This is a genomic window from Pseudomonas fluorescens (genome assembly GCF_902497995.1).
Taxonomy (GTDB): domain Bacteria; phylum Pseudomonadota; class Gammaproteobacteria; order Pseudomonadales; family Pseudomonadaceae; genus Aquipseudomonas; species Aquipseudomonas fluorescens_BK.
In genome coordinates, this window is record NZ_CABVII010000001.1 from 139,433 (window position 1) to 159,442 (window position 20,010).

Sequence of the window (20,010 nt, forward strand, 5' to 3'; positions counted from 1 at the left end):
GGTCAGTCGTAGCCTGGTCTTCAGGGTATGGGCCGAACCCATAGCCAATCGGACGAACGATCATCAAGTCGGCGGTGTCAGGATCAACGGGGGATGGGTCCCCACCGAAAAGACAGATCCAGGTTCACTAGACATGGATTCCGCTTGAGATCACTCTTGAGCTTCGACTTTCACTGCTTCATTCTCCACCACTTAGCATGGAAATTGGTGTTCGGATTCGCCATGGGCGGCAATTTCTTGCAGCGAGAGACACTCCTGATCCAAGCCGCATTTGGCGCACAGTTCCGCAAGTTGTCGGATCTCTGGCAGGTCCGCAAACTCATCGGCGCTTAAAGGAGCCTGTCCCTCCTTACCAGTGATCTGATGATACTCATGTCCTTTGCCTGCCTGAAGGAGGGAGTGCAGTGGCCCGTAAAGAGGACTAAGAACAAGCTGCGGAATGCGCTTAAGCAGACTCCGGTATATCCGAAACGCTTCCAGGTCGAAATCGCCCCAGAACTCGATCCTAGGATGAGTGAGCAACTCACTCATCTCTGCTACTTCGGAGTTTCTCCGTAATTGGATCAAGGCTGACCAATTTCCTGTAAGAAGGTTCTGCAACTGCTTGCCATAGGCATCACCGCTCTTGGACAGCCCATAACCAAAAGTGGCAATCAATGCGTGACGCTTCGCCAGGCCCGCCTCAATGGCGCGCTCAAATGCCCAAGGATTCTCAATCAGTACGACACGCTCTGGCATCGCGGGACCAGCAGTCACCACATATGGAATGCGATCGGGTTGGGCGAACAGGGAGGGACAGAACTGTCGCAACGTAGCTGCAGGAAGCTTGCCGATGACTTTTGATGACCCGAGTAGGTGCTTGGAGCTAATGACAAACATCGACTCTGTTGAGGGTTGGTTAAGCTCGTTTCGCAAGTGGCCAAGTCCAGCCGCCAAACGTTCCAACATCTCTGGAGACAATCCATCAGTCACCAAATGCATTGTCTCGAGCAGGGCCTTGGACCCCTCATCCAAGGCACAGCGCTGCAATGCCGAGCGCCAAGCAAATAGCGATGCTGGTTCAGCTTCCGCTGGCTTCGGAGCCAGGATACTGACCTGGCCGAGCGGAACCCCGTTGGATGCCACGTTTCCCAGCCACCCCTGCTCCTTGAGACGAATAAATCCACGCCGGACGTCGTCGGGGTGAATTCCCAGGTCTTTACCAAGCTTTTCCAGTAACCCAGTTGGCCTCAGAAAAGAACCTTTCCCAAGTCGTTTCCAGATTGCATCTTGTAGCTCCGGCAACCGGTCATCAATGCTCACCGACTATCCTCCGTTGAGGCTGGTCGTAACACCCGTATGGCTTGGAAGGTAGCAAGGGTGTTCTGACCTAAAGCGTCTGTTTCTCCGATTTCATTCAGGTGAGACCAGGCGCGCATGTAATACCCCTGCATCTCTCTCGCTACAACCAGGGCCGGGAACCGGTTGAAGTCATTCTGGTAGGCCGGATCGTGGACTGTGACAATCAGTTGGAAGCGGCCCGTCGTATCCTCGATCCCCTTCAAGGTTTCGGCGATCAAGTTTTTCGAAGACAGGTGCGAGAAGGCACCGTCCAGAATGGTGAAGCCTGTGGACCTATCGCGCATCCGCTTACGTTGTGCACGCCCAACGGTTTGTCGACGGATTTCTCGCTCACTGATGAACTCAGAAAGCCGCAAGATCCACAGGAAGGTGATTGCGATTCCCTGCCCGGAGCTTGCCATGTTGCGTTCCATCTCGAGAGTTACCGCACTCATCGCGGGCAGAACGAGATAGATGCGCGGGCTGACGATGACTTTCCGATAGAAGTTCTCGCGGATATTGTCTCTCAACGAGCGCTTCAGGGTATCCCTTACGAAGGACTCCTTAGCCTGATCATTTGCCTCGTAATCCTCTACATCCTGGATGATCGATTCGATCAACGCCTGGATTCCCTCTGAATCGATAACCTTTGCCTCGATGATGAACCCAGCCCGAAGTACAGTCTTGGAGACTGGGTCCATCTTGGGGGAGAAGATACTTCGCAATGTCTTAAGGTTGTCGGGCAGGCGTAGCGTGAAGTTTGTAAGCCAGCTGCTGAGTCCAGCACGCTCCTCAGTAAGGTGATTATCAGCAATCGTGTTGACCTTCAGGTTCTCAGTGTAAGACACCTGGGTCGCTTGTAGCATCGCAGTGACTAACGATGGATTTTGTCGCGCTTGCCGTAGCTGCGTGCGTGCCACCTCAGGCAACTTGAGGTAGGAGTCGCCCAGCGCCTTGTCGATGAGCTTAATGAAATTCTCCGTATGACGCTGGAGATTCTGGTCAGCATCTTTGTAGCGTTGCTGCAGCTGCTCAGCCTCCTCCGAGGTTAGTCTTTCACATGCTTGATCCATGCTGCGCGCGAGGTCCATGAGCAAGAAATCGCCCTTAGGATGAAACGCCTGATAAAGCTCGTGGCTGCGGAGCTGTCCGGGGCTCAGAGCGATGGCGTCAGGTATTACTTTCTTGCGCTCTAGGTAGCTACGTCGCACTCGTATGATTGACTCGTCAATGATCTGAGCAGCTCTTCGAAGCGGATCCTGGGCCTGCCGTAGTTGTTCATGCGTTGTCAGATTGGTCTTGAGCACCTCGGCAATGTCTAGCCGGCGCTTTTCTCCCTGCCCTAATTCCGTCTGAATTGACGTCAGGCGAGCGCTTCCTCCGCTTTCCACAAACTGCGTCACACCCTGAAAATCGAACGCAGCTCTGCGCTGAGCATGATCTCGCGCACGCTCAAGGTGGACGCTTGTATCGTCAGCCCTACTCATGAAGTCGGGCCCATATTCCGTGTGATCTGCGAAGGCCTGGAGACCTCTGAGGTCATCAATCTGGCGGTACTGTGAATAGGCTTGGAGAAGTCTTTCCCGGCATTTTTTGCCCAGTTGTTCCAGCTTCTGGAGCAATGTCTGGTTGGTAGCGAGATCGTCAGAGAGGTCGCCTTGCTTGGTATCCGCCGCTTCAATCGCAAGACTCAACTCATCAATCGATCTACCCTGCAGCTCCTGCTCTACAGCACGCATGGCTCGAATGGACGTAAGTGCATCGAACGAAGCTCGCGTCTCAAGCAGAGGCATCCTTTGGCCAAGCTCAATGTTCAGCGACACCAATGCAGCATGTCGCTCAGGAACTCCGCTTTCGATGGCCGCGGCTGCCTCGCGTGCGCAGGACTCAATCGATGAAGACTGGTTCAACTCCTCGATCGATTGGAAAATTTCCTGGAGCTTTGCCCCCTGGACGGCCTGCTCTTCCTCAACCTTGGACCGTGCTTCCAAAACGATCTGCCAGGAGGCGTGAGAAGCGAGTCCAAGCAAGTCCTGGAGGCTTGCCATGGCGCGAATAGAAGACCTAGCTTTCTCCGACACCCTATCTTCAAAACCGGGCAATGCAGAGCGAAGGCGGGCAATGGATCCGCGCAGCTGTTCTGCCTGAGATGGTTTGCCTTCACTAATGGCTTTCGCAGCGATGGCCGCATTGGCTTCCTGGTCCACATCTCGCTCAAGCTCGGCAAGCATGGTTTGCGCCGCACTGATACAGGATTGAAGCTCCTGGATATGGCTATCCAATTCAGCCATGGAGTGCAGAATGGAATCCCAACTAACTCCGGACTCCAGGCCTAATACTTCGGTGACAACAATCCGAGACTCAATCGTTCGCTGAGCTTCATCAGAGGCACGATTGGCAAGTGCTGGGAGGGCCTCGTCGATTTGCTGGATCTGGGCTTTGAGCTCACTTCCGCGATCGGGGATCCCTCGCTCAATCGCGTCCTGGGCCCGCGCAGCAATACGAGCAAATGGCTCCTGCGCCACGAACCGCTCGTAGCTTGTCTTCAGGTCGCCAATATGGCTCAGCAGCTCACTGAGCAAAGAATTAAGCCGAGCGCGCTCTTGCAGAAGAAGATTAGGGTCTAGCAGACAAGCTACCGGCCAGGTCTTCACTCCTACTAGCCAGCTATCAGCCACTCCATCTCGATAAGAAATTGATCCGCTGCGACAAAACTCGGCCAGCGGACCGGCAACCAATACGGGCACGTCAATATCGGCTGCAGCCAAGCGCACAGCGACCTCGGCAGCAGCTTCAACGTTGGACAGCACGGGAGCAAATATCAGAGCAGAGAACAGCGATAGAACCACTTCCCTGCGAGCTTCATTGAGCTCTAGAGACTCGATAAAAGCGTAAAGTGGTTGAGCCGCAGTCCCCGCTATTTCCGTCGCCGCACGTGCCGTTGCATTCGGTACTACAGGCTCTTTATCGAGGATTCGGCGTCGCTCAGCGACGCGCTCATATTCTCCGCGCTTCTCGGCCAGAGCATGCTCAACGTCAAAACGAGATGCACGCCATTGTTCAAGCCAGAGACCGGGCTCCACCTCAGCAACCTCGGCCCTAAACGCATCGACAGCATCTAGCTCTGCCTGGATGTGAGTCAGGGCTTTGGCAAAATCAATTCGCCGCTGTCTTGCTGATTCCAACTGTGCTACGACCTTGCCCGCCAGGCCGTACGGATCCTCATTCAAGAACCAAGTGTCATATCCTTCAGCTTGAGCCCGCTGCTCCAAAACGACCTGGTGCTGAGCAAGTGACGATTCCAATCGCGGCCTGTTTGCAGAAATCTGCTCGGCCGCATGAGCCGACTTCTGGTCTCGGTCTGCCAGCCACTCACTAGGATGCATGTTGGGGAAGCGATGCTGAAACTGCTCAATCGCCGCCAAGTCCGGCTGAATGGAGCGCAGGGCAGACTCATCTTGGTCGAGCGACGCTTGTGCTCTTTGGAGCTCGTTCAGAACGTTCGCTTCCAACCCCTCAGTCGAGGATCCCGAGAAGCGCAGCTCAAATGGAATGGCTGTCTGCCAATGCTTGTCGGCGCGCTGCAGCAACTCCTGCGAACGTCCCAATGCCATGCGAGTGGCTGCATCTTGGTTTATCAATTCCTTTCGCGCATCCTCTCGCGCACGGAGCCACTGAGCCGGGTCACTGTTTGGATACGCTTGATTGAATACATTGAGCGCTTTGACTGCTCCAAAGAGTGCTCCCATATCTTCAGAGCACCGCTTCTGCTTCGCTTTGGCATCATCTAGCTGGCTGCGAACTAGTTGCTCCAACCCGTCCGAGGGTTCACCCGCAAACATCTCCTTGAACTTGTAGGTGCCAGGGAGATGGTGGAGCACCTTGGAATGACTTTGGCGAAGTTGCTCTACGGTGGATCTAGCCTGTTCGTGTTCCCGAGACAATCCCGAGACCAAGTCCTTCTGGGTAGCATGGCGGCCCTCCGCGTCTTTCGACTGTTGCTCTGCCACGGTCTTCTCTTGCTCCAGGTCTTCCGCCTGCGCTCCTGGAGAGGTGCCGTCACCGTATTCGACATGGAATGCTTGCCACTGCAAAAAAACTAATCGATGTTCGGACGTGATCTTGTTGTGGTCATCGACCCCCTGGTTGGCGCGCGCGGCTTCAGACGCGACAACTGCTGCAGTGTTTGTTGGGTCAGCTAGCTCTTGTTCACTGAAGTAGCCGCTTTTCTGAAGCGCCTCCCAAGCCATGCCGCCGCTCTTAAGGCCTTCTTCCTCTTGCCTCAATTCGGAAGCTTTTTCATCAAGCGATGCGCTCTCCGTTTCCAAAACGCGGCTCTGCGTCGCGATAGCAGCTAGTTGCAGATTAGCCTTTCGGATCTCGCGACGAGCCGGATTGGTATCTGCCTGATCCTTCGCCCAAGCAAAAGCCGCTTTCAACTGAGAAACAACGGCTTCGCTGTCCTCTTCCGGCCAATTTTTCATCGCGTCGAAGCAGACAGTCAGAGCATCCTGCAGATTGTAAAGCTTGGCTGAATGCCCCCCGCGATCAGGCGTTCGACGAGCAAGGTCACAATATAAATCAATGACTTGCGATTTCTGGACACTAGTGATGTCGGTGCATGCAACCAAGGCCCTCATTGCTCGCTGATTAATAGTTTTCACAGACTCATTCAGCAGGAATGCGAGCCCCTGATCGGTGATCCACCATTCGCTGCGCTGGAGAAGCATGTAGAGATACAGATCGGGATCATCTGCAGAAGGAACCCTGGGTGAACCTGCGATCGGATTCGTGACGACGGCGTCCTCAAGAACGCAAAGTTCCTCAATCAATGGCTGCCGTGTGGCATGTAGATCGGCTTGTGCCGCTTCAATCTGCTGCACTTCAGCGTCGAGCTCACTCAAGCACTCAAGAACACGATTAGCCTCTCCCAGCTCGCGCGCTGTCTCCCGAGTTCGCTTGCGCGCCCGCACCACGCTACTGGCCTTTTCATGGATAGTATCTTCGATGCCACGTTCATCTTCCTCGCTGTAACTCCCCATCACATCTGCGAGTAGCTCAGGGGCGAGGTGCTTGTAGAACAGTTCGCCGCTGTAGTTGCCGGTCTTGGAGGCGACATCAAAGTACGTGCTTGCACCCTCTGCAGCGTTCGCCAACTGATAGGCGTATTGCTGCTGAATTGCCGCCGAATCGAAGTGCTCCGCGATGAAGCGCCGCCACTCTTCGTCCTGCCGCTCCTTCTGGTTGGTTGGAAACAGACCTGGGCGCTTCCTCAGACAATCTAAAAATTCCTCACGAGAGCACAGGTCGATGACCGGCCCTACCTGCACTCCCAGAGGGCAGTCATCTAATGTCCCTCGATAGGCGTAGAAATCGAATGCCCGGTTTTCCCTCGCGTTGCCATAGATACCGAACACCATTCTTTCGCCATCGCTGGGTCCAACAAGCCCCAGCAGCAGGTCTTCGTGGTCCGGATTGCGGTGAGTGATCTCGACGCGCAGATGCGTGAATGAACCTGTAAACTCCGGCGCGCCGTGTGTTCGCATAAGTTGATTCAGTTTTTTTGTTTTCCCCGCCAGCATCGCCAGGAGCATCAACATCATCGTGCTTTTGCCGCGCCCGTTCGGAATGTTGAGCGCCGCATGGAAGCCACCCAGCAGAAAGCGATTGCAGGGCCAGTCGGGCATCCAAGGAGATTTTCGTCGATGATTCAGGAAGTTTGAGACCTCAAATGCGTGAATCAGGGGCATCTTCCTCTCCTATAGAAAACTCTTCATAGCCGTTGATGAGCGATTGGGAGCGAAGCAAAAGCGCTTGATCGGCCGCGGGCATCAAGTAGCGCAACGAGCGGTCAGCGATACCAGACATATCCACGGCAGCCACCAGTGTCTGACGCCAAATTCCTTCCTGGTCAGTCGGCTCGATCATTCGGTACTGCTTCATGAGCTTGAAGAAACGGCGAGCAATCTGAGGGATGCTCTCTCGCTTTTGCCAATAATCGTCCCAGAGAAGCCCAGCCTCGCCTTCAGGGCGACCTGCGTTTCCCATCGTCTCGACATCAGCCTTCAGTTGAGTGATGAAGTCTGTCTCCTTCACCATGGCGTTGCGCCAGTTGTAGAGGTTGCCTACCGGCCGATCAATTCGATCGTAAAAGAAGTACTGGAGGGTCAACCAAAGCCTCGCAATCCAAAACACCGAGGATGTTTTGTTCAACTCCACCGCTTCGTCATCAGCGCTACGCTCTCGACGCCGGTCGCGGAAATCCGAAAAGAATGCTCGGACGTCCACATAGGACGGAGCCTCCTCACCGAACCGACGGCACAGGATGTAGTAGACAATCGGGCGCCCGCTCTGGTCCGGAATAGCGAGGTCTGCGATGCCATCGAGAATCCGCAATCCAAGACCTTGCCCGGAGAGAAATTCATCGAAGTCATCAAGTACCGTCTGCCCACAGTCGTACAAGATTCGAGCTGTTCGTATCTCTTCGGGAAACGCCGAGCGCCCTACTGGACGGGTGGAGAGTTCCCGGTGTTTAAGTAGCATCGAGAAAACGAAGCCTTGCTCAGCTGGGGACATCAGCTACTTCCTCCAGGGACAGAATCGGATTACTGGTGACCAGCACGGAGTTTTCTGATGAAACCTCAATAAGGTCGTCCTGATGCACCACTCGGATGCTCTGGTTACCCACCTCGAAGACCTCAGGGTAGGAGTAAACACCTGTGAAGTCGGCTAGCCCCTCCCCCCCTTCGTAGACCAACCCGTCAAGACTCATCAGCTCTTCGAGTGGCTTGGGGCCAACCTTCAACGAATCAATGATCAGCTCAGCATTGCGCAGCAGGAATTCATGCACCTGTTCAACACGATCATCCACTTGATCGGTCTGGCGGAACGAGAGCTTGGGCGGAGCAGGTAGACTTTGGGAATAGAGCCTAGACAGGCTGATCTCGCCGGCGATGAGATCGGGGCTAAAAAAAGCCAATTCGGGGGACCAGGGGACAAAATCGGTCGATGCAGATTCGAGTTGCTCAAGAAACCCATCTGGTCGCGAATGAAGCGAGTGGACCAGCTCCAAAAACCCTACCGATGGGCTTCGAACTGTTTGCGCCTTCTGCGCATCGGTCAGAAAACGCACGAATTTCCTGGAAAGACTCTCCGTCACCTGAAGAACGTTTTCCATCTCCGCCTGGAGATTACTCAGATCATACGAAATGTTGTTCGAGACTTTCCACAGATCGAAGGCGCTTACTACAGGTGGCGAGAAGAGGTGTTGCATCGCCTTATGCACTAGATCTGCAGCATCCCGAAGTGCACCGCTGATGGTGACACCCTCGCGAATCAAGCCATCGCGCAGATCGGTATAAGCTGGTCGCTCCGAAACATCCGAAATTTTACGGGCTTTGGCCGCAAGATCTCGGAGCATCTCCCGGCAGAAGCGCGGGATATCTCCAAACTGCCGCCGCTCGAGAGCGGCTAGCAAACGCTGCGCATCCAGATCGCTGTACAACCAGCTGTCCTTTAGCTCAGACACACGGATGAACAGTCTCGCGTTATCGGTAAGACCAACCTGTCTCAAGCTGCTATCAAAGATCAGAAGCGGCGTCGTATCGCTGGTGCGAGCGTAGGCAATGCCCTCTGTGGTCTGGACGCCGTAACGAATTTCTCGTGAACGGGAAAGCGACAGGATGCAGTGTTCCAACGCTGCCTCATCGAAGGCTTGCACGTCCTCGCTAAGGATCTGCTGTAGGAGTTTGATCGAGACCAGAGTCTGACCTTGCTCCAGCTCCCAGCGACCAAGCGCGGATATCAACGAGATAGCGAGATGAAGGTTGCCTGCTGCGGACTCAGGAACCTCTGGGATCGAAATACTCCCACCACTACTGCGGGTCTGGTGGAAATCGATAAGCCGAGAAACGGCCGCAACCAGTCTCACCTCTGCCGGCAGTTCAGATGACGCCTCGGGCGACGAGCCAAGTTGGCTCAAAGAGAGATTTTGTGCCATCACCGGCACGTCGTCCTGAAACAGATCCATTGTTTACACCCTCCGATGCCTCTACCCAGAAGGGTCCGGCCAGGTTCGCCCCCAGCTACCTCATATGCCTCCATCGCGCTGAAATGTCAAAGATAAACTGCTTACTCAGCACAGCAGGCCTGGAAAATCTTCAGGAAGTTTAAGTGCGTCGGGCCATCCGCCCTTGGAGAGGATAAAGCATTGGGTATTGCCCCCATTTTTGTGCTCACCAGAATTAGAGGTCAGGCCGCGAGGGCCAACTTCTGTTTGGGGGTTAAGCCTCCTCGGAACTGCTGAAAAAAGATCAGGGATCGTGAAAAGGTCGCCCTCGATTAACACCAGATCAAACATTCGCCTACCATTGGTAAAATGTACGAAGGCCTTATCAAGGAACCGACCTAGCCCAAAGGCTTAACTGGCCATGAATAGCGAAGGTAAGGCGCCCCCCTCTACATCTCAACCTGAGCGCTCTCGCTGTCAGCCGCGCAAGTCGCATACCTGAACCGCGGATCACTTCCCAAACTTTCCTCATGCGTTTTATAAATTTCCTTTAGAGGAAAGGTTGCCAGATTTGGCCTACGCCAGTCAGGCCGCTATCAGCATGGTGTTGTCGCAGGCGGAAAATCTAATAGCCTTTAGACCGATCAACCACATTCAAGAGGGGCATTCCCTCACGCTCTCTTCGGAGATTCTCAACAATCACCGCCACACCACCTTCAATCTGCACATCGCTTGCAACATGAGGGGTCAGGAGCACTCGAGGATGTTTCCAAAGTGGGTTGTCTTGAGAGGGAGGCTCTTGTACCAGTACATCCAGTACTGCACCTCCCAGACGGTCTTCATCCAATGCAGAAAGCAAAGCCTTTTCTATAACGTGGGCGCCGCGTCCCACGTTAATCAGTCCAGCTCCATGAGGCAGACAATCGAGCTTCGCAGCATTGAGTATCCCGTCTGTTTCGGGAGTCAGTGGCAACATGTTCACAAGGATGTCGCACTGCCCTAAAAACGCCTCCAGTTCGTCCGGGCCGACGTAACAGTGGCCACCTGGCACCTCCTTCAAAGAACGATTCCAGCCACTGAGCTGAAATCCCAATGGCTGAAGGCGATCAAGCGCGGCGCGTCCGAGATTGCCAACCCCCATGACACCAACCCGCCGCTGTGAAGCGTGCACGATTGGTCGAGGTTGCCAGCGACCACTGCGCTGATCCTCTTGGTAAGCGAGGATGTCTCGATGCAAGGCAAGAACACCAAACAGAACATACTCGGCCATGATGTCAGCCATCGAGCTATCTACCAGCCTTATTAGCGACACGTGAGCAGGCAAACGGGCCAGATCGAACTGGTCAACTCCAGCCCCGGCAGCGTAGAGGAGTCGAAGATTACCAAACTGCTCCGCAATGTCGGCAAGAGGCTCCCAAGCCAGGATGTAGTGCACCTCTGTCGGGTTACCGATATCAGGCCATTGGCGGAACTCTAGTTCGGGGGCGAGCGTTGACAGGCAATCTCGCCATTTCTTCGCATCGGCGGGGTCGGCCATGTATAGGATGCACATAAAAAAAAACCCTATTCGACTTTCAGATGTGCATAGCTATCAACGAAACGCTTAAATTTGTGTTTGCCACAAGTGTACGCTTCATACTTTGCGGGTAGAGCCTCACTCACGCAGGTTGGCACAGGCTCAACAACCGCATCGAAATCCAAATCAATAAAGAATGGTATTGAATAGCGCTCTAGACCGCTGGTATTTATGACGCGATGCATTGTCGAGGTGTAGCGATCGTTGGTGAGGGTTTGAACTAGATCACCAATGTTGACGATAAAAGTGCCTTCAACGGGTGGGGCAGTAACCCACTCCCCTGCACGGTTCCTGACTTGCAAACCGCCAACCGCATCTTGGGACAGGACCGTCAAGAAACCATAGTCCGTGTGTGCCCCAATACCTATCTCCTCTTGGGAAACCCTTCCAATCTGGGGCGGGTAACGCAAAATCCGTTGAATAGTGATGGGCTTACGCTGAAGATGTTCAAAGTAATCTTGTGGTAAACCCAAGCTCAGCGCGATCCCGCCAATAAGCATTCGCGCGAGCGCCAATACAGAGGAATGATAATCTTCGGCAACCTTCTCGAATTGCGGCAGTACAGACGGCATTTGATTAGGACCAAAAAATGGAGAGACCTCATCGTAATGAGCTCCACAATCAAAACACTCTTTGAAATCTCGGGTATTAGCAGGATCGACGTTTTCCGCGTACATCGGAATATAGCCACGTAGCGTGAGCCCGGAATTCACGACATTAAGTTTGTTCTTCTCCTCATAAGGAAGCTTGAAAAAACTTTTGGTAAGATTATACATCTCATCTATTAATTGCTGGTCAATGCCATGGTTTTTTATATAAAAAAAACCCACCTTTTCGCATGCATCACCTATTTGGCTTGCCACCTGCAGCGGATTTTCGCCGTTTATGAGCAACGATATATCTATGACTGGAATTTCAGTGAAAGCTGTTTGCTTGCTAGCCAAGCGAATATCAAATAACTCTGTCACGTATGCTCTCCTTTCCAAAATGTAAATAAGGCAGAAGCTTCAGAAAGCACGGGTGCGCCCTCTTTAATCTCAAAAAATCACATCTGAACCGTCACCTTTAACACCCACTTTCGAGTTCGGGTCGATGGCGCGGTTTACCGCTGCGAGCACTTTCATGACTCCTTCGGGCACTGACCAATCGATGGGATGGACGACAGGCGCGGATGAGTCAAATCAGTCCGGGCTTTGACGGATGTTAATCCTGGATTTTTTGGCACGCAAGCAAAATGTACACCTGTGTCATCATCAATTGACACAGGTGTACATTTGTCCTAATTTTAAGTCACCGAGCCTGATAAAGCCCACTTTGGAGCGCACCACGATGTCCAGCGATCCCTTGCTGCAACCCTATAAAATCAAGAATCTGACCCTCAGAAACCGGATCATGACCACCTCCCATGAACCGGCCTACCCTGTGGACGGCATGCCCAAGGATCTCTATCGCGCCTACCACGTGGAGCGCGCCAAAGCCGGTGTCGCCCTGACCATGACTGCCGGTTCCGCTGCTGTATCCCGAGACAGCCCGCCGGTGTTCAACAATGTGCTCGCCTACAAGGACGAAGTAGTCGGATGGTTGAAGGACCTGACCGATGAATGCCACGAACATGGCGCGGCAGTGATGATCCAGCTGACTCACCTGGGCCGTCGCACCCGCTGGGACAAGGCCGACTGGTTACCGGTGGTGTCGCCGTCACACCGTCGCGAGGCTTCGCACCGCTCCTTCCCGAAGAAAATGGAGGAATGGGACATCGAGCGGATCATCAAGGACTATGTAGATGCCGCGGAGCGTATGAAGGCGGCAGGTCTCGATGGCCTGGAGCTTCAGGCTTACGGGCATTTGATGGACCAGTTCTGGTCGCCGCTGACGAATGACCTCGACGGCCCTTACGGCGGATCGCTGGAAAACCGCATGCGCTTTACCTTCGACATCCTGCGTGGCATCCGTCAGCGGGTCGGCGAAGATTTTCTGCTCGGGGTTCGCTACACCGGTGATGAAGAATTGCCCGGTGGCTTCACTGCCAGCGAGGGCATGCAGGTTTCTCATATGCTCAAGGACAGCGGACTGGTCGACTTCCTGAACGTCGTGCGCGGTCACATCGATACGGATGCCGGCTTGACCGATGTGATCCCGATTCAGGGTATGCGCAACTCGCCCCATCTCGACTTCGCTGGCGAGATCCGCTCGTCGACAGGCTTTCCGACCTTCCACGCTGCGAAGATTCCCGATGTCGCCACCGCGCGCTACGCGATCGCTTCGGGCAAAGTGGATATGGTGGGCATGACCCGCGCGCACATGACCGATCCGCACATCGTGCGCAAGATCATCGAGAAGCGCGAAGAAGACATTCGCCCGTGCGTGGGCGCCAACTATTGCCTGGATCGCATCTACCAGGGCGGCGCGGCCTACTGCATCCACAACGCAGCGACGGGTCGGGAAACCACCATGCCTCATGACATTCCCAAAGCTGCCGTCAAGCGCAAGGTGCTGGTGGTCGGTACCGGCCCAGCGGGGCTGGAAGCGGCGCGGGTCGCCGGTGAGCGCGGCCATGACGTGACGGTGCTTGAGGCGGCTGACCAACCTGGCGGGCAGATTCGTCTGACTGCGCTGAGCGAGCGTCGTCGCGAGATGATCAGCATCATTGATTGGCGCATGGCGCAATGCGAACGGCTGGGGGTGAAGTTTCACTTCAACACCTGGGCCGAAGCCGACACTGTGCAAGCCTTCGAGCCAGACGTGGTTATCGTTGCGACCGGCGGCCTGCCGGATACCGAGGTGCTCCGCAAAGGCAACGAACTCGTGGTTTCAACCTGGGACATCATTTCCGGCGACATCAAGCCCGGTCGCAACGTACTGATCTTCGACGATGCGGGGGATCATGCTGCCCTGCAGGCAGCCGAGGTCATCGCGCAAAGCGGTGCGACCGTGGAGATCGTCACCCCTGACCGCTCGTTTGCACCTGAAGTCATGGCCATGAACCTGGTGCCCTACATGCGCAGCCTGCAGGATCTGGACGTCACCTTCACCGTCACCTACCGGGTCGATACAGTGGAAAAACGTGATGGCGGGCTCGTTGCAACCTTTGGCAGCGATTACGGACAGGTCCACAAGCAGCGCGTGGTCGATCAGGTGGTCGTCAACCACGGCACCCTTCCCCTGGACGACTTGTACTTCGACCTGCGTCCTCTCTCCACCAATGGCGGCGCGGTAGAACAGCACGACCTGATCGCCGGCACGGCACAGAACATCATCACCAATCCCAAAGGACGCTTCCAGCTGTTCCGGATCGGCGACGCCGTGTCTGCTCGCAACACCCACGCGGCCATCTACGACGCGTTGCGCCTGGTGAAAGAAATCTGAATCCGAGCCTCCCTCCTTGGTGGAACGGAGGCTCGCCATGAACAAGAGGGAAGTCATGTCAGCAGTGACCATTAAATCGAAGGCAACCGTCTGACGCCTTCTGCCGTGAAGGCCCTTCAGCGGGCCTTCACTGTATATCCCCTGCCCTGGCTACATTCCCCGCCGCGCAACCTCAGCGCCTGCCTTTATTGCCCGCCCCACAATGGACTCGATGTTCTGATCGGCCATCGACTGCAGCGCTGCCGCCGTCACGCCACGGTAAGCCATCAACGACTCAATCATTTGCTGCGGATCGCGGCTGGCAAGCATCTGGCCGCCCCCCACCACTACGCCTTGTGCAGCGCGCTGCGCGATGGCAAGGGGAATTCCCGCAGCCACCGCCTGGTTAGCCAGTGCCATTTGCAACATTGCCGGGAAGGCTGGCCCAGTCCCGGACAACGCGCTGAGGTAATCAATACAGTCTTCATCAGGCACTTCGTCCGCCGAACCTACGCACTCGAACAGTCGCTGCACCCACTTGCTGTCGCGTTCAACAAGGTTTCCGACACTGCACCAGGGCGTGAACGACTGCCTGATTTCCACGGCCGCATTCGGCATGGCCCGCACCACGACATCCGCTCCGGTGGCCGCGCTGATGGCTGCCGCCGGAACTCCGGCCATCAGAGAAATCACTAGCTTGCCGCGGGCGTTGATCCGCAGTTCGCGAAACTGCTCCGGCCGGATGGACAGCATGACAATATCGCTGAGGTCCACCAACTGCTGGTTGTCGGCCAGCAGCCTCACGCCTGGCTCGAAGGTACTGACGCCGGAGCGGTTCGAGATCAACAAATGGTCAGGCCCGAGGGACCCGCTATCGAGTAGCGCCTGGGCGATTGCGCGCCCGAGCCAGCCGGTGCCTCCGATGATGCCCAGCGTTCTATTCTCCATCGGCAGTGGACTCCTCGAATGTTTCGACCAAGGGAACGAAAACGCCAGGCTCTTTTTCCGCGTAGCCGAACTTTCCATAAAAGCGATCCAGCTCGCGCCTCTTCGGTACTTTGCCGGTAAATACGCTCACGTACTGAGGAATCCGTCGAAATCGTATGACGATGTCTTCACTGGTTTTCATGGAGATGTAGCCGATCTGCGTGAGGTAGATCGTCCTGGCCCGAACATCGGCGCCCTCTGCGTCGTAGCCAAACCGTCGGAACATAGCGGCCAGGGCATGCATCCGCGCCTCATCGGCCGAAGCGATCTCAGCTGTGACTTCGTCCGATTGCAGCGCCCAACTGCGCACGGCAAATTCGAATTGCGAGTCGAACAGCTCAGGGTTCACCCAGCACTCGAAGACGTTGAGAATCGCTTCGGAAATACTTTCTGCGTAACTCTCGCATTGGCTGACCATGCCGCCGGTGTTCTTGTCCCGCCATCGAGCCAGGAGTGCCGCGAGCAGCTGTTCCCGATCTTCATAGAACCAGTAGAAGCTGGTACGAGACAAATTCAAGCGCTTGGCCAGCGGCATCACCCGCACGGCGTCCACACCCGACTCTTTCAGAGCATCGTAGGCGGCATCCAGCCAACCATCGACGGAGCCTCGCCAGCCTGCGTCCTGCGCTTTGGTTTTCGCCCTTCCTGTCTGTGACATTCGGGTTGCACCTTTAATTTGAAATTCTTCTCCACTGTACACCCCGGGATCCGTGGCGTACACGGCATGTACACGACCGTACATTTTCGAGACGCTCGTCCTGTAGAATCAAGTAAGCACACCGTTAATGGATACGAATCAATTCACTGGTGGAAAGGCGCGGATTTCACACAAAAAAACGCGGCGCACGAAATACTTCATGCGCCGCGCCGCTGGAGGTCAACTCAGCGATAGGTCGCTACGGGTTCACCGATGACGTCCCGATTGATCGTGAGTCCCAATCCTGGATACGGTCAACCTGACGGGGATCCCGGCCGATGAGCATGTCTGCCATTTCGGCGATACCCGCTCTCACCCGGCACCAATACCAGTTTTCCCGCATAACGTTTTTCTATGAAGTCATTCTGTCCTTGGCAATGTCGGACAGCGGATAACTGTTGCTGACAAAGGAACGGATACGACCGTGTTCAATATGACTGACCAACTCATCGAAAACTGCATCCTCCTGGAAAGTGCAGCCATGAAATGTGAGGTCCTTCAAGTAAAGCGAGGATGTTTGCTGTGTGCGCAAACAAAAAGACTTTACTGGCGGCTATTTATTCTTCTTCATTAGGCGCTCAAGCTCTGTGCATTCAACGACCGGGTGTTGCCAGCAAAAACAATCAGGCTTGCAAACTGCAAATTAGTAGATTTTTTCTTATAGAAAACCTTAGCAGCGGATACTCCCTGCCCATAATGATATTTTAGATGGACAAATGATTACTTCACGTCATGAATGGCTGACGCTTCTCGGGATCGCGCGCTATGCCAGTCATCATGCAGCCAAACGACATATGCCAACCGGTTTCTGCGCGATTCCAAACTTTCGAGTCAGATTTTTTGGATAACGCCACGTTATCTTTGGCCCCATAAAAAAGTTGCTGGACGCTGCGATCCATTTAAATTAAATAATGTCTCCGCCAAAAAACTACCAAGTAGGTTGCCATATGAAGTTTAATAATAAAGTGGTGGTCATTACCGGCGCTGCCGGCGGTGTCGGACAGGCGTTAGCGTTATTGTTCGCCCGAGAAGGCGCAAAGCTTGTTTTATCTGATCTTGACGAAGCCGGTTGCAAATCAATCTCAGCCAAAGTTCGTGAACTGGGCGCCGAAGTGCACTACGTGGCAGGCGATTTACGCCGGAAAGAATATTGCGAAGCGATTGTGCAAACTGCCGTCGATGTTTTTTCAGGGATCGATATCGTGTTGAACAATGCAGGCATCATTCCCCGCGGCACGATTGAGGAAACCACTGACGACATGTGGTTCGACGCCATGGGCGTAAACCTGAATGCAGTGTTCTTCATCTGCCGTGCCGCGATACCGCACATGAAAAATCGCCAGGGTGCCGCAATCGTCAACACATCATCTGTCTGGGGCATTTATCCCGGCCCCGCCCACGTGGCGTATTGCACAAGCAAAGGGGCCGTCGCAGCTTTAACCAAGAATCTGGGCCGCGATTGCGCCCCCTTGGGCATCCGTGTCAACGCGGTGTGCCCGCACGAAATCAATACCCCGATGATACGCAGCGGCTTTGAGCGTCGCGGCTTGGATCCGGACAAAGCCGTGCAAGAACTGAACAAGAGCGTGCCATTAGGCCGTATCGCCGAGCCTGAAGACATTGCGGATGTCATCGCATTTCTGGCGTCCGACGAGGCCAGGTACATCGCTGGCGAAACGGTAGAAGTCACAGGCGCCAAGCCGGTGTCCGGCTAAGGAGAGGTAGCGATGCTCAAAGGTAAAAATGTAGTGGTGACCGGGGGCGGCAGAGGGATTGGCCGAGGCATCACCGAACAATTGCTTGAGGCGGGAGCTTGCGTGTTGATCGCTCAGCGCCAGGCACTGGACGACGACTTGCGAGATCACCCTCAAGTCTATTTCGTCGAGGCTGATCTCGCCTCGATGGAGTCACCCGGTTTGATTGCACAGTTCGCCCAGGAGCAGCTTGGCGGAATCGATGTATTGGTTAACAACGCCGGGTTCATGTTCGAGAAATCCATTGATGATATGACCGAACAGGACTGGGATCGCATGATGGCTGTCAATCTGCGGGCGCCAGCGTTCCTGTGCAAGGCGTTGGTGCCCCAGATGCGTCAGCGAGGCGGTGGCAGCATCATCAACATCGGCTCGATCGAAGGGATAGGCGCCAACCCTGAACATGCCGCGTACTGTGCCTCCAAGGCCGGCATCCATGGGCTGACCCGAGCCTTGGCAGTCGATCTCGGCCGGGACGGCATCCGCTGCAATGCCATTGCTCCAGGGTGGATCAATTCCGAGTTGAGTGATGCGTACCTCGCCGCTCAAGCTGATCCGCGTGCGGCGCGCCAGGCACTCCTGCGCCTTCACCCGGTCGGACGTACCGGATTACCGGCGGATGTTGGCGGGACAGTCGTTTTCCTGGCCTCGGAGTCATCGGCCTTCATCACCGGGCAGGTGCTGGTGGTGGATGGGGGGCGCACGGCGAAACTGCCACTGCCGTTTTGATCGAATCAGCCCGACTTGCGACGGAGGGAGTCACTTACCCTCCTCGCGATGCATACCTCCAACTAGCATCCGAACCGACGATCGGCGATTGTTCGGAGCATGGCTGGAAACAGGGTGATTGGGTGCTAAATGCTCTCGCAGGGTGCTGATACCAGGCGTAGGATCGATACGATGACTGCTAATCACGCATCGTTGGAAGGTGACTTCCAACCAATCTGCATTCACGCGCAAACGCAAGACATATACCGCTGCACTGTAAGACCCTTCGCAGTACAAGGGCCGTGTTCTCACAACAACAAAAGCGAGGTGAAAACATGTCTGGTAATCGTGGTGTCGTGTATCTCGGCGCAGGCAAGGTCGAGGTGCAGACCATCCCCTATCCGAAAATGGAAGACCCGCGCGGCAAGCGCATCGACCATGGCGTGATCCTGCGCGTGGTTTCAACCAATATCTGCGGCTCCGACCAGCATATGGTGCGTGGTCGGACCACGGCCCAGGTCGGGTTAGTGCTCGGCCATGAGATTACTGGTGAGGTGATCGAGAAGGGCCGTGACGTGGAAAACGTGCAGATCGGTGACCTGGTCTCGGTGCCGTTCAACGTCGCCTGCGGCCGTTGTCGCAGTTGCAAGGAACAGCACACCGGCGTCTGCCTGACGGTCAACCCGGCGCGCCCCGGGGGTGCCTATGGCTATGTGGACATGGGCGACTGGGTTGGCGGTCAGGCCGAATACGTGCTGGTGCCGTATGCCGACTTCAACCTGCTGAAGCTGCCCGACCGCGACAAGGCCATGGAGAAAATCCGCGACCTGACCTGCCTCTCCGATATCCTGCCGACCGGCTACCACGGCGCGGTGACCGCCGGTGTCGGCCCTGGCAGCACAGTGTATATCGCCGGGGCCGGTCCGGTCGGACTGGCTGCTGCCGCCTCCGCCCGCCTGCTTGGTGCAGCGGTGGTGATAGTCGGCGACGTGAATCCGTTGCGTCTGGCGCATGCCAAGGCCCAAGGCTTCGAGATCGCCGACCTGACCCAGGACACTCCGCTGCACGAGCAAATCGCCGACCTGCTCGGTGAGCCGGAAGTCGATTGTGCGGTCGATGCGGTCGGCTTCGAAGCCCGTGGCCACGGCCATGACGGCGCGCAGCACGAGGCCCCGGCCGACGTGCTCAACGCGCTGATGGGCGTGGTGCGGGTCGCCGGCAATATCGGGATCCCCGGTCTGTATGTCACCGAAGACCCGGGCGCGGTCAACAAAGCCGCCAAGCATGGCAGCCTGAACATCCGTTTCGGCCTTGGCTGGGCCAAGTCCCACAGCTTCCACACCGGCCAGACCCCGACAATGAAGTACAACCGTCAGCTGATGCAGGCGATCATGTGGGACCGGATCAACATTGCCGAGGTCGTCGGCGTGCAGGTGATCAGCCTGGACGACGCGCCGCGCGGTTACCACGAGTTCGATGCCGGGGTGCCGAAGAAATTCGTCATGGACCCGCACAAGCTGTTTAGCGCCGCCTGAGGACCAGGTTGGGAAAAGGGCAGCTTTGAGCTGCCCTTTTTTATGGCCGTGCTCATCCAGGAAACCAACCACACATTGAT

At 55.5% G+C, this 20,010-nt stretch carries 13 protein-coding genes; 4 read left to right on the forward strand and 9 right to left on the reverse strand.

The genetic code is table 11. The features are described from left to right. Nucleotides 1-192: 192 nt before the first annotated feature. The 7 genes from F8N80_RS00640 to F8N80_RS00670 all read right to left on the reverse strand — a co-directional run bounded on the left by F8N80_RS00640 (nt 193) and on the right by F8N80_RS00670 (nt 11,872). A complete protein-coding gene (locus F8N80_RS00640) occupies nt 193-1,302 on the reverse strand; it encodes a hypothetical protein (RefSeq protein ID WP_150782965.1) in 1,110 nt (369 codons plus the stop codon). Then, the gene (locus F8N80_RS00645) at nt 1,299-7,070 is read right to left on the reverse strand and encodes a hypothetical protein (protein WP_150782966.1); all 5,772 of its coding nucleotides are present in this window, start codon (nt 7,068-7,070) and stop codon (nt 1,299-1,301) included. The genes F8N80_RS00640 and F8N80_RS00645 overlap by 4 nt, the downstream gene beginning before the upstream one ends. After that, nucleotides 7,048-7,896 carry a hypothetical protein gene (locus tag F8N80_RS00650; RefSeq protein WP_150749107.1) on the reverse strand — a complete coding sequence of 283 codons (849 nt, stop codon included), beginning with the start codon at nt 7,894-7,896 and terminating at the stop codon, nt 7,048-7,050. Before F8N80_RS00650 ends, F8N80_RS00645 begins: the two co-directional genes overlap by 23 nt. Next, nucleotides 7,883-9,349: a hypothetical protein gene (locus tag F8N80_RS00655; protein WP_150782967.1), complete on the reverse strand. Its 1,467-nt coding sequence runs from the start codon at nt 9,347-9,349 to the stop codon at nt 7,883-7,885. Before F8N80_RS00655 ends, F8N80_RS00650 begins: the two co-directional genes overlap by 14 nt. 105 nt (nt 9,350-9,454) lie before the next feature. Further along, nucleotides 9,455-9,679: a hypothetical protein gene (locus F8N80_RS00660; RefSeq protein WP_150749105.1), complete on the reverse strand. Its 225-nt coding sequence runs from the start codon at nt 9,677-9,679 to the stop codon at nt 9,455-9,457. Between the two features lie 274 nt (nt 9,680-9,953). Then, entirely contained in the window at nt 9,954-10,865 is a 912-nt protein-coding gene (locus F8N80_RS00665; protein WP_224790618.1) for a 2-hydroxyacid dehydrogenase, read from the reverse strand. A gap of 26 nt (nt 10,866-10,891) precedes the next feature. Then, nucleotides 10,892-11,872 (reverse strand): isopenicillin N synthase family dioxygenase, encoded by a 981-nt coding sequence (locus F8N80_RS00670; protein ID WP_150782969.1) that lies wholly within the window; start codon nt 11,870-11,872, stop codon nt 10,892-10,894. A gap of 361 nt (nt 11,873-12,233) precedes the next feature. On the opposite strand from F8N80_RS00670, the gene F8N80_RS00680 reads away from it, so the two are divergent. Continuing rightward, complete coding sequence (locus tag F8N80_RS00680; protein ID WP_150782970.1) at nt 12,234-14,270, forward strand: NADH:flavin oxidoreductase; 2,037 nt, start codon at nt 12,234-12,236, stop codon at nt 14,268-14,270. 150 nt (nt 14,271-14,420) lie between these two features. Here F8N80_RS00680 and F8N80_RS00685 read toward each other — a convergent pair whose 3' ends face one another. Then, entirely contained in the window at nt 14,421-15,197 is a 777-nt protein-coding gene (locus F8N80_RS00685; protein WP_150744949.1) for a pyrroline-5-carboxylate reductase family protein, read from the reverse strand. Next, nucleotides 15,187-15,894: a TetR/AcrR family transcriptional regulator gene (locus F8N80_RS00690; RefSeq protein WP_150782971.1), complete on the reverse strand. Its 708-nt coding sequence runs from the start codon at nt 15,892-15,894 to the stop codon at nt 15,187-15,189. The genes F8N80_RS00685 and F8N80_RS00690 overlap by 11 nt, the downstream gene beginning before the upstream one ends. Nucleotides 15,895-16,880: 986 nt before the next feature. Here F8N80_RS00690 and F8N80_RS00695 point away from each other — a divergent pair. The 3 genes from F8N80_RS00695 to fdhA all read left to right on the forward strand — a co-directional run bounded on the left by F8N80_RS00695 (nt 16,881) and on the right by fdhA (nt 19,930). Beyond that, the gene (locus F8N80_RS00695; RefSeq protein ID WP_150744951.1) at nt 16,881-17,648 is read left to right on the forward strand and encodes an SDR family NAD(P)-dependent oxidoreductase; all 768 of its coding nucleotides are present in this window, start codon (nt 16,881-16,883) and stop codon (nt 17,646-17,648) included. 12 nt (nt 17,649-17,660) lie between these two features. Beyond that, nucleotides 17,661-18,416: an SDR family NAD(P)-dependent oxidoreductase gene (locus F8N80_RS00700; protein ID WP_150782972.1), complete on the forward strand. Its 756-nt coding sequence runs from the start codon at nt 17,661-17,663 to the stop codon at nt 18,414-18,416. A 314-nt stretch (nt 18,417-18,730) separates the two neighbouring features. Next, nucleotides 18,731-19,930: a formaldehyde dehydrogenase, glutathione-independent gene (fdhA, locus tag F8N80_RS00705; protein WP_150782973.1), complete on the forward strand. Its 1,200-nt coding sequence runs from the start codon at nt 18,731-18,733 to the stop codon at nt 19,928-19,930. Nucleotides 19,931-20,010: the final 80 nt, after the last annotated feature.

Excerpts from the sequence above, each read along its gene's own strand:
- F8N80_RS00655 (WP_150782967.1), bottom strand. The coding sequence starts at position 9,349 with ATGGATCTGTTTCAGGACGACGTGCCGGTGATGGCACAAAATCTCTCT.
- F8N80_RS00685 (WP_150744949.1), bottom strand. The coding sequence starts at position 15,197 with ATGGAGAATAGAACGCTGGGCATCATCGGAGGCACCGGCTGGCTCGGG.
- F8N80_RS00690 (WP_150782971.1), bottom strand. The coding sequence starts at position 15,894 with ATGTCACAGACAGGAAGGGCGAAAACCAAAGCGCAGGACGCAGGCTGG.
- F8N80_RS00650 (WP_150749107.1), bottom strand. The coding sequence starts at position 7,896 with ATGTCCCCAGCTGAGCAAGGCTTCGTTTTCTCGATGCTACTTAAACAC.
- F8N80_RS00700 (WP_150782972.1), top strand. The coding sequence starts at position 17,661 with ATGCTCAAAGGTAAAAATGTAGTGGTGACCGGGGGCGGCAGAGGGATT.
- F8N80_RS00680 (WP_150782970.1), top strand. The coding sequence starts at position 12,234 with ATGTCCAGCGATCCCTTGCTGCAACCCTATAAAATCAAGAATCTGACC.
- F8N80_RS00645 (WP_150782966.1), bottom strand. The coding sequence starts at position 7,070 with ATGCCCCTGATTCACGCATTTGAGGTCTCAAACTTCCTGAATCATCGA.
- F8N80_RS00665 (WP_224790618.1), bottom strand. The coding sequence starts at position 10,865 with ATGGCCGACCCCGCCGATGCGAAGAAATGGCGAGATTGCCTGTCAACG.
- F8N80_RS00660 (WP_150749105.1), bottom strand. The coding sequence starts at position 9,679 with ATGTTTGATCTGGTGTTAATCGAGGGCGACCTTTTCACGATCCCTGAT.
- fdhA (WP_150782973.1), top strand. The coding sequence starts at position 18,731 with ATGTCTGGTAATCGTGGTGTCGTGTATCTCGGCGCAGGCAAGGTCGAG.
- F8N80_RS00695 (WP_150744951.1), top strand. The coding sequence starts at position 16,881 with ATGAAGTTTAATAATAAAGTGGTGGTCATTACCGGCGCTGCCGGCGGT.